This is a genomic window from Bacillus cereus group sp. Bc010, assembly GCF_027716745.1.
GTDB lineage: Bacteria > Bacillota > Bacilli > Bacillales > Bacillaceae_G > Bacillus_A > Bacillus_A pacificus.
On the sequence record NZ_JAQFUY010000028.1, the window covers coordinates 53062 to 59586 of the forward strand.

A 6525-nucleotide genomic window follows, 5' to 3' on the forward strand; every position below is an offset into this window, starting at 1 on the left:
AAAACTCATCTTTTTCTATGGAGGAGTTTTTGTATATCTTATTTAGCACAATCTCATTTCCTGTCCCAATAAAATAAGTTCGTCATAAGGATCCCCGACAATGTTTAATACTTGAGCAAAAGCAGGCTCTGTTTTTAAACCTTTCTCTTTTAAGCGAATAATTTCTTCCCTTATATGTGGATGCTGCATTAATAACATGTGTTCTACTATCATATGTCTATACGCATTTTGGTTACGCACTGGCTTAGGCTGGGCAAATAATTCAAAATCAAAACCTTCAAATTTAAAATTCACCTTTATCGATTCGGTATTTTTAATTTTTTTCTTTTTTATTTTGAATCCTTCATAAGAACCATATAAAGATCTCATTTCTTGTTCAAAAACATCAAAGTTATGTACTTCCATTACTATATCTAAGTCAGATTGAAGCGTATCAATTCTTATAGGTATAGTCCCGCAAAGAACGGGATTATATAAAGCTAAATCCTCCATGATGTTTAGTTTATTCAAAACATCATAAACCTTTTGTTGCTTGTCATTCCCTGATTGTAAATATGTAATAGATGTAAACATGGAAGTCTCTCCTTCATTTCACGTAATACGTGACTCACTAAATTCAAGAAAATTTGTTCTAAGAGTACCTTTATTTCAATATATTAAGACGAATAAACGATATGTTTCAACTTTTCTCCTATACTGCAATACTATAGAAATAAAAAAGGAGGAATTATTATGAGTATTTTCAATGTTCTTTTGACCATCCACATTTTATTTGGAACAATATGTTTAATTACCGGTATTGTGGCGATGGTTGCTCAAAAGAAGAAAGGGAAACATACGGAATGGGGCGAAATATATCATGCATCCTATGTTGTCATTACCCTCACTGCAATTATATTATCCATTATAAACTGGGATAAAATCGCATATTTATTTTATGTAGCAATTTTCTCTTATGCTTTTGCGATTTATGGCTACCTTGCAAGAAAAAAACGCTGGAAAAATTGGATCCACCACCATATTAGAGGTATGTTAGGTTCTTATATAGGTGCGGTAACCGCACTTTTAGTAAACGTCGGTATTCATATTCCCATAATTAATTTACTGCCACCTATATGGTTTTGGTTTTTACCTACATTAATCGGTATTCCTCTCGTAGCCAGTGTATCAAAAAAATATAAAAAGCGTAGTTAAAATTCATTACATTTTCGTTACTTTCTGACTAAACTTATGAAAAATAATACCCAATGTCGTATTCTTTCGCGTTCGGTTCGTAAAACTAGCAAAAAAAGAATCCAATATGCTTATTGGATTCTTCTTCACGTCTTTTTCATATTTCATTTCAATGTCGGCTCTATGTATTCAATGATATTACCATCTGGATGACGAATTATCATTTTCATACCTGTGGGTACTTGTATTAGTTCAGTAATCATTACGCCGTTATAGTTTAAGATTAGTTCTTTTACTTCGTTGAGATCATCAATTACAATCGTTGCAGCAACATGATTCTTAATTGTTTCTTTTAATTCTTCAATTAAAAGTAAATTTGTAAATCTAATCACATGCGTTCCGTTCATTTGAAATTCGTGTGGTTTTTCTTGCTTTAATAGTATTTTGTAAAATTCTAGATGAGTTTGTAAGTCTGAAACATAGAGGCGTGGGACAACAGCTAATATATTCATCCTACTTACACTCCTTTTTAGTTTAACTAGATTAATTTAATTATATATTACTCGAAAACCTATATAAACTATTACGTTAAAAACAGTTTCTTTTAATTAAAACTTTAATAATGAATGTAATCGATCCGGATAATTCGTAAACATCCCGTCAACTCCCCATAATAGTAACTTTTTCATGTCTGCTTCATTATCTGCAGTAAATGGATGAACTTCTAATCCTTGTTTCTTTATTTTCTTTACGTAAGCTGAATCAATATATTTATAGTTCATTCCAAGACCAATGCAATATGTTTTATACTTTTTTATCTCTAATTCAGTTAATTGAACTGCCTTCTTATAGGATAATAATTGCACCAGGGGTATATTAACATTTAAATTATGAATTTTTTGCAGACTTTCTTCACTAAATGATTGAATAATAACTTTATCCTGTATTTCATAGTGATTAATAATTTCTAATAACTTTTCTTCCATTTCTGGATATTCATCAGGTGATTTTGTTTCAATATAATAGTTCGCGTCATGCCCAAACACTTCAATTACTTCTTCGAGTGTTGGAACTTTAGCATTTTCATATTCTTTCTTTGCTAAATTTGGATACTTTTTATTGTAAGTAGAGCCTGCATTTAGTTGCTTTATTTCTTCTAATGTATGTTCCTTGACTAGTCCTGTACCATTTGTAGTACGATTTAATGTTTCATCATGCATAGCTACTAAATATCCGTCTTTTGTCATTTGGAGATCTATTTCTATATAATCTCCTTTTAATTGTTGTCCTAATGTATAAGCTGCTATTGTATGTTCTGGTGCATACGCAGAAGCTCCTCTATGTGCAATGTTTTTTATATGAGTTGATTGATTAATAGCTTTCGTGTACTTACGTTCATTTACTTTATGAAAAACAAAAGTACCTATTACTATAAAGATGCAAAGTATTGTAACGATATATATCTTTTTCATAATGATTTATTAACTCCTACATGAAAGCAATTTGGCTTGAATAATTTATTCAAATAAATGTCGATTTTCAAATACAGTCATTTGTCCAACAGATTGAAAACCGGCCTTTTTATAAATATTAATCCCATCAGGTGAAGCTTGTAATACGCATTGAGCAACGTTTAATGCCTTTGCTTCTTGTAGCAAGTAATGAAACATAGTAGAACCAAATCCTTTTCCTCTCATTTCTTCTTTCGTTGCTATATCATAAATACCAATACTATCTTTTGTACATACTAATGAACCAACCGATATGACTTCATCTTTATAAAGTCCTAAGTATAGGTTCATATTCCCACTATTCCATAAGTCGAAAGAAGCAGTTTGATTGTAGAATGCTTGTACATGTATACCTTCCTCTGATGAACCAAACAAATTAGCTAACGTTTCTCCAAACTTTTTAATTTGTTCTGGTGAAGATGCTTTTTGTATTGTAAAACCTTCTGGCATGTTTATTGTCGGATGAATTGTATTTAATTCTGCGACCATTGCAATATTTTGTTCTGCTTCTTTTAAGTCCAGTTTTATTAATTCGCTTTTTATAGTCTGCTCGTACCTATCATCCCAAAACCAAACACTCATTGGAAATTTCTTTTGATTATAGTTGTTTACCTCTTTATATAATTTCTCGATCCCTTCTGTTACATTATTGTTTAGTAAAGTAATGATATTAAATGTATCTGCAGGTAAACCACAGTCGACAGCAATGTAATCCTTCGTTTCTTTCACATTCATTCCCTGTGCCTGCCGCGCAATATATGAAGTTTTATATGTAAAATTATCTATTAGTAACTGTTTAAAATTCATCCATTTTGCTCCTTTTATAAAATTTGTATTCGAATACTTCAGTATTAAATATAACATATAAGAAATGTACCTATTTCTATAAAAATATCTCTTTACATTACTCTTTGCGCCCTTAAAGAATAAAAAATGATATAACGTTGTCGGAATGAAAAAAGTGGTATATAATAAATATTATCATTACTAGTAATTATTTTAGGTATTCCTAGAATAAAGGAGCGATACATATGAAAATTACTATTTATTTCGGAAGTCATGAAGATCAAGATGTTCGTACAATGGACTGTCATTTAGATGTAGAAGATACAGAAGAGATTGTTTCTGTATCATAATATAAATTGTGGGGATGAACCCTCTTCCCCACAGCGTTTAAGGCACCTTTTGCAGGTGTCTTTTTTGTTGTTTTTTTCGTCAAAAACCCTTTACTTTATAGCGTTTTAATAGTAAAATATAAATATACGAACAAACGTTCTTTTTCTTTTTATTTTAATTGTACATGAAGGGATGATTTTTACAATGGCTCAAGCAAAGCGCAGAGGAAGAAAAAAGCAAACACCTATCATTTCAAATACAGGCTTTATCGGCTCTGTCTTTATTGATACATTGGAGTTACAAAAGAAATCCTATTATTTCGCTCGTAAAAAACTTCAAATTGTTCATCACGTATTAGATGGTCTCTCTGGGGCAACAAGTTCTCTATTTAAGGAACATAACATTTCAGCATATATGTCATTTGTATATTTACATAAACAAAAGAAAATCGGCTTTGTTCTTTCAACGAAACCATTTGAACAAAGTGACGGTGTTGCTTATTTTGTAAATTATTTAATCGAAAAGAATTTTTACGGTAATCATGACGAAGACGTAGAATATCAAGAAGTATTTAATACAGGTTTTATCGGTGTAGTATTCGCCGATTTATGTAGTATAGATCGCTTTAATTTCGAGTTTGAGATGGGTATGTTAACGAAATTAATGAAAGATATGATTATTCCGGTTAAAGAACTCTTTTTACGACACAATGTACCAGCTTACATTTCCACTTCTCATTTAGAGGAACAAAACAAATTAGGTTTCGTTCTATCTGTAAAACCATATGATGAACGTGCAGAAGCAGATTTATATTTTGAAGCGTACTTAAAAGAACGCGGGTTATTTATTGGTGATGAAGAAGACGATATTGATAAGATTGTTATTAGAAAAACAGCTGAATTACGATAGACAAGCGCAGGATGATGATCCTGCGCTTTTTCCATATTATTTAATTACGTTCAACACTATACCCTTTTGAATGAATTTCTAAATTCAATTTATTTGAGTAAACCTGATTCAAAATAAGAAATACGATCCCTCCTCCAATTGGAAGTGTGTAGGCTGGAATATGATTTAATAATAGACCTGATAATGCCAGTGCTATCGGCTGCATCATTTTACCTACGCTTAATCCAATACTAAGCACTCTGCCCCTATATTCATCTGGAATCTCTCTTTGCATAAAATAAATTAAAGGGATATCGATTAATGCTATCATTAGCCCTAAAAAGAACATAATAGCGCAATACATAGTAACAAATACAATATTATTAACTTCAATACTTTTGAATAGGACTGGGGCACCTGAAACTATCATAAAAATTGCCAACATAAAACTTATTTTTTTCAATAGATAGGAATAAGAAAAACGATTCGTTATCTTTTTCACTAACATTGCACCAACTATCATACCTATCGGGAAAGTCCCTTGAATCAAACCAAATTGTTTAGAACTAAGGTTGAGAACTGTATTAATAATGTATGGCAATGGAACAGTTACAGCAAATCCAAGGAAAAAATTAAATGAAATTAAAATACGAAACGTATTTTTTAGGCTTTCCCGCTCCATTAAGTAAGAGCATCCCTCCTTTATATCTTTAATAAAATGAATTTCTCTAATTGAACATTCCTCATTTATGTATTGCTCACACAATTTAAAGTTTATAAACAATATGGATATAGCCGAAAGGATAAATGAAATACCGTTAATAATTATAAAAGTTTTCATATCAAAGACCGCAAAAACAATGCCTCCTAACATAGGTCCTAGAATTAAAGATATAGAGTCGATAATTTTACTTATAGAGTTAAGACTCATTAGTCTCTCTTTAGAGACGATATTTGGTTTTGCAGCCTCTAACCCTATTCCAAAAAATGTTGTAAATACTGTCATAAGAAAGGTAGTAGTATAAACGATGAATAAGTTTAAACCATAATAGCTGCTTAATATATAAACAGTTATTAATAAGCATCCGCTTAGTACGTCCATACAAACGACGAGTTTCTTTTTATCAACCTTATCAGCAATTACACCGGCAAATGGATTCATAACAATCATTGGAATTGTTCCTAATATGAGCGTAATCGCGAAATTTAACGCAGATCCAGTTATTTGTAAAACATACAATCCTAATGCAAAACTATAAATAGAGCTACCGAATAGTGATACTGTTTTTGCAATTGAATATAAACAAATATTTCTTAACTCTTGGTTTCTTTTTTTATTTTCCATATGTAATCGTAAACTTGCCATAACTTTTCCCCCTGCCTAATTTTGTGTTACGTACATTGTAAGTTCTCGGGTCAACCCAATCGCAATATGTACGATTTGAAAAGTTTGAAGGGAAAATAAATAAAAGATGGGGTTAACCCCATCTTTTTCCGAAAAATGAATATGTATAAATTTCTTCTCCTTGAACAAAGAAATCCTCGTATTTTCCGCCCCGTTCCAAATAATTTGACGTTCGTTCATCAATGGATTGAAACCTTAGATTATGAATTTCTTTCATTACTTTTGAAAGTTTAAAATTCTCTCGAAATCTAGTTGTAATTTGGCTATTTATACTGAATTTATTAAATAAAATAAATGAGCTTAATAAATAACAATCGTGTTTAAAAAGCGAATTTAATTCGTGTAATAAAAAAGCTGTCAACAACGATTCAAATTTCCCCAATTTCAACGAAATGAAATTCCCCATTATGAACGGCTAAATCGTTGTTTGGG

Annotated in this window: 7 protein-coding genes and 1 pseudogene; 2 read left to right on the forward strand and 6 right to left on the reverse strand. The window is 30.9% G+C overall.

Annotation, left to right across the window (positions count from 1 at the left end; all coding sequences use genetic code 11):
- Positions 1-42: 42 nt before the first annotated feature.
- The gene (locus PDQ68_RS22600) at positions 43-573 is read right to left on the reverse strand and encodes a DUF4269 domain-containing protein (RefSeq protein ID WP_061182341.1); all 531 of its coding nucleotides are present in this window, start codon (positions 571-573) and stop codon (positions 43-45) included.
- Positions 574-732: 159 nt separating this feature from the next.
- Between PDQ68_RS22600 and PDQ68_RS22605 the strand changes: the two genes are divergently transcribed.
- Positions 733-1194: a DUF2306 domain-containing protein gene (locus PDQ68_RS22605; protein WP_000021776.1), complete on the forward strand. Its 462-nt coding sequence runs from the start codon at positions 733-735 to the stop codon at positions 1192-1194.
- Between the two features lie 143 nt (positions 1195-1337).
- On the opposite strand, the gene PDQ68_RS22610 is transcribed toward PDQ68_RS22605, so the two are convergent.
- From PDQ68_RS22610 to PDQ68_RS22620, 3 genes are all read right to left on the reverse strand, one after another.
- A complete protein-coding gene (locus PDQ68_RS22610; RefSeq protein WP_061182340.1) occupies positions 1338-1685 on the reverse strand; it encodes a VOC family protein in 348 nt (115 codons plus the stop codon).
- 96 nt (positions 1686-1781) lie between these two features.
- Positions 1782-2645, reverse strand: coding sequence for a glycerophosphodiester phosphodiesterase (locus tag PDQ68_RS22615; protein ID WP_016717605.1), 864 nt, complete (start codon positions 2643-2645; stop codon positions 1782-1784).
- Between the two features lie 45 nt (positions 2646-2690).
- Positions 2691-3491, reverse strand: coding sequence for a GNAT family N-acetyltransferase (locus PDQ68_RS22620; RefSeq protein WP_001009763.1), 801 nt, complete (start codon positions 3489-3491; stop codon positions 2691-2693).
- 501 nt (positions 3492-3992) lie between these two features.
- On the opposite strand from PDQ68_RS22620, the gene PDQ68_RS22625 reads away from it, so the two are divergent.
- Positions 3993-4709 carry a hypothetical protein gene (locus PDQ68_RS22625; RefSeq protein ID WP_153016908.1) on the forward strand — a complete coding sequence of 239 codons (717 nt, stop codon included), beginning with the start codon at positions 3993-3995 and terminating at the stop codon, positions 4707-4709.
- A 40-nt stretch (positions 4710-4749) separates the two neighbouring features.
- Here the strand turns inward: PDQ68_RS22625 and PDQ68_RS22630 are convergent, their stop codons facing one another.
- Positions 4750-6054 carry an MFS transporter gene (locus tag PDQ68_RS22630; protein WP_016717604.1) on the reverse strand — a complete coding sequence of 435 codons (1305 nt, stop codon included), beginning with the start codon at positions 6052-6054 and terminating at the stop codon, positions 4750-4752.
- A gap of 112 nt (positions 6055-6166) precedes the next feature.
- Positions 6167-6445 (reverse strand): annotated as a pseudogene (locus tag PDQ68_RS22635) (methyltransferase); the annotation flags it as partial.
- Positions 6446-6525: the final 80 nt, after the last annotated feature.